The 2,841-nt window shown below is 46.4% G+C and carries 2 protein-coding genes; both read right to left on the minus strand.

Translation table 11 applies throughout. From position 1 onward, the window contains the following. On the minus strand, window positions 1–1,358 hold a 1,358-nt coding region (gene gatB, locus Q0191_RS00385), incomplete at its 3' end, for an Asp-tRNA(Asn)/Glu-tRNA(Gln) amidotransferase subunit GatB (protein ID WP_297662785.1). Continuing rightward, a complete protein-coding gene (gene gatA, locus Q0191_RS00390) occupies window positions 1,358–2,824 on the minus strand; it encodes an Asp-tRNA(Asn)/Glu-tRNA(Gln) amidotransferase subunit GatA (RefSeq protein ID WP_297662787.1) in 1,467 nt (488 codons plus the stop codon). The genes gatB and gatA, both read right to left, overlap by 1 nt. Window positions 2,825–2,841 lie beyond the last annotated feature (17 nt).

Raw genomic sequence — 2,841 nt, forward strand, 5'->3', positions numbered from 1 at the left:
AGGAATCCTGTGAAGGCCTTGTCTGCGTTGCGTTTGCCTGACTTGAAGTCGGCAACGGCAGCTTCGTTATCCGCAAAGACTTGGTGGATGATTGGAATCAGAACATCTGGATCTGAGATTTGCACCAAGCCTGCTTTTTCCACGTATTCACGCGCGCCACCGCCATTTTTAGCCAGGTGGACAAAGACTTTTTTGGCAATCTTAGAAGAAATAGTGCCGTCTTCGATGATGGCAATCATTTCTACCAAGTTTTCTGGTGTCAATTCGATTTGTTCCAGTGTCTTGCCTTCAGCATTCAAGAATTGAGCGACTTCGCCTTGGAGCCAGTTAGAGACTTGTTTGGCATCGCCACCGAGGGCAACAGCTTTTTCAAAGAAGTCAGAAGTAACTTTGTTTGCAGTCAACTGACTAGCATCGTAGTCTGACAAGCCAAGGTCAGCAACGTAGCGAGCACGGCGTTCTTTTGGAAACTCTGGCAACTCTGTACGCATTTCTTCGATCCACTCATCAGAGATTTCAAAGAGGGGTAGGTCTGGTTCTGGGAAGTAGCGGTAGTCTGCAGCCCCTTCCTTGACACGCATGAGGATGGTTGCTTTGTTAGCTTCGTCGTAACGGCGTGTTTCTTGGCGAATTTGACCACCTGAGCGAAGGATTTCAGCTTGACGTTGGACTTCGTATTCAAGACCCTTGCGAACATTTGAGAAGGAATTCAAGTTCTTCAACTCAGTCTTGGTACCGAATTTCTCTTGACCATAAGGACGAAGGGAGATGTTGGCATCCACGCGCATGGAACCTTCTTCCATCTTAACGTCAGAAATGCCAGCGTACTGGATAACTTCCTTGAGGGCAGTCAGATAAGCATAGGCTTCTTCAGGAGAACGCATGTCGGCTTCAGATACAATCTCAATCAATGGCACCCCTTGACGATTGAGGTCAACATAAGAGTAGCCATCTGTACCGTGGGTGTTCTTACCAGCATCTTCTTCTAGGTGAGCACGTTCGATACCGATTTTCTTAGTCGTACCGTCTTCTAGCTCCACTTCAATCCAGCCGTTGAAACCGATTGGCTCATCAAACTGAGAAATTTGATAGGCTTTTGGATTATCAGGGTAGAAGTAATTCTTGCGGTCGAAGTGCATCTTTTTGTGGATGTCCATGTTAAGAGCAAGAGCTGCCTTGATACCAGCATCGACAACCCCTTTATTGAGAACTGGCAGTACTCCTGGGAAAGACCAGTCAATCACGTTGGTATTAGCATTTTGGTCATTTCCGAAGTGGGCAGAAGTAGGTGAGAAGATTTTTGAATTGGTGTTGAGCTCTACGTGGACTTCAAGTCCAATGACTGTTTCAAAGTTCATTAGTTGTCACCTCCAAAAATCACGGGTTGTTGTTTGTGGTAGTCTGTTGTTGCTTCAAAGGCAGCAGCAACTTGGTAAATGGTTTCCTCAGAGTATTTAGGACCGATCAATTGGAGACCGACTGGGAGACCTTGAGCAAATCCAGCAGGAATCGAAATTCCTGGGAGACCTGCCAAGTTGACAGGGATGGTCAAAAGGTCAGCCAAGTACATGGCAACTGGGTCGTGGTTGAGTGAGTCCAAGTCATAGGCAACGCTTGGAGCAGTTGGTCCCAAAATCAAGTCGTAATCCGCAAAGACGTTTTCGAAATCTTGGATGATGAGGGTACGGACTTGCCCAGCTTTCTTATAGTAGGCATCGTAATAACCTGATGACAGGCTGAAAGTTCCCAGCATGATACGGCGTTTCACTTCTTCACCAAAACCTTGGCTACGGCTGTTTACATAGATGTCATCAAGGTTGCTTGCATCTTCTGCGCGGTAGCCGTAACGGATACCGTCAAAGCGTTGCAAGTTTGATGAAGCTTCTGATGAAGCGATGATGTAGTAAACTGCGACACCGTATTTAGAGTGAGGAAGGCTGACTTCTTCAACGATAGCACCAAGTTTTTCAAAGTGTTTAGCGGCGTTCAGGATTCTTTCCTTAACCTCTGGGTCAATCCCTTCACCGAGATATTCTTTAGGCAAAGCAATTTTCATGCCCTTGATATCTTGCCCGATTTTTGAAGTAAAGTCGGCAATGCGGACAGGAGCAGAAGTAGAGTCTTTAGCATCTTCGCTGGCAATCGCGTTGAGCAAGAGGGCATTTTCTTTAACAGTTGGTGCAAAAGGTCCAATCTGGTCTAATGAGCTACCGAAGGCAATGAGACCGAAACGTGAAACTGTTCCGTAGGTTGGTTTGAGACCAACAATCCCGTTGAAGGCAGCAGGTTGGCGGATAGAACCACCAGTATCAGAACCAAGTGACAAACGGACTTGTCCTGAAGCTACAGAAGCCGCAGAACCACTTGATGAACCACCAGGAACCTTGCTGTGGTCCCAAGCATTTTTAGTCGCACCGTAGTGGGAAGTCTCACCTGAACCACCCATGGCAAACTCGTCCATGTTGGTTTTTCCGACAACAATCATACCCTTAGCTTTGGCATTGGAAACGGCTGTCGCATCAAAGATAGGCTCGTAGTTGTAGAGCATTTTTGAGGCAGCAGTTGTAAGGATACCGTCGGTAGAGATATTATCCTTAACAGCCAGTGGAATTCCAGAAAGGACATTGTCAGCGTCAATTCCAGCTTCATCAATGGCTTTAGCTTGAGCAAGGGCTTGCTCTTCTGCGATAGTGACAAAAGCGTTGATAGCTGTCTCGCGAGACTTGATATCTTCAAGCGTTGCTTGGGTCAATTCAGTTGCTGAAATTTCCTTAGAGACAAGGAGGTTGTGCAAGTCTTCAATAGTTTTGTTATTAAAAGTCATTAGGCATCTCCTCCATC

Source organism: uncultured Streptococcus sp. (assembly GCF_938036805.1).
In the GTDB taxonomy this organism is placed as follows: Bacteria; Bacillota; Bacilli; order Lactobacillales; family Streptococcaceae; genus Streptococcus.

What these genes read in the sequence shown, in the direction of transcription:
- gatA (WP_297662787.1), bottom strand. Translation starts at nt 2,824, where the DNA reads ATGACTTTTAATAACAAAACTATTGAAGACTTGCACAACCTCCTTGTC.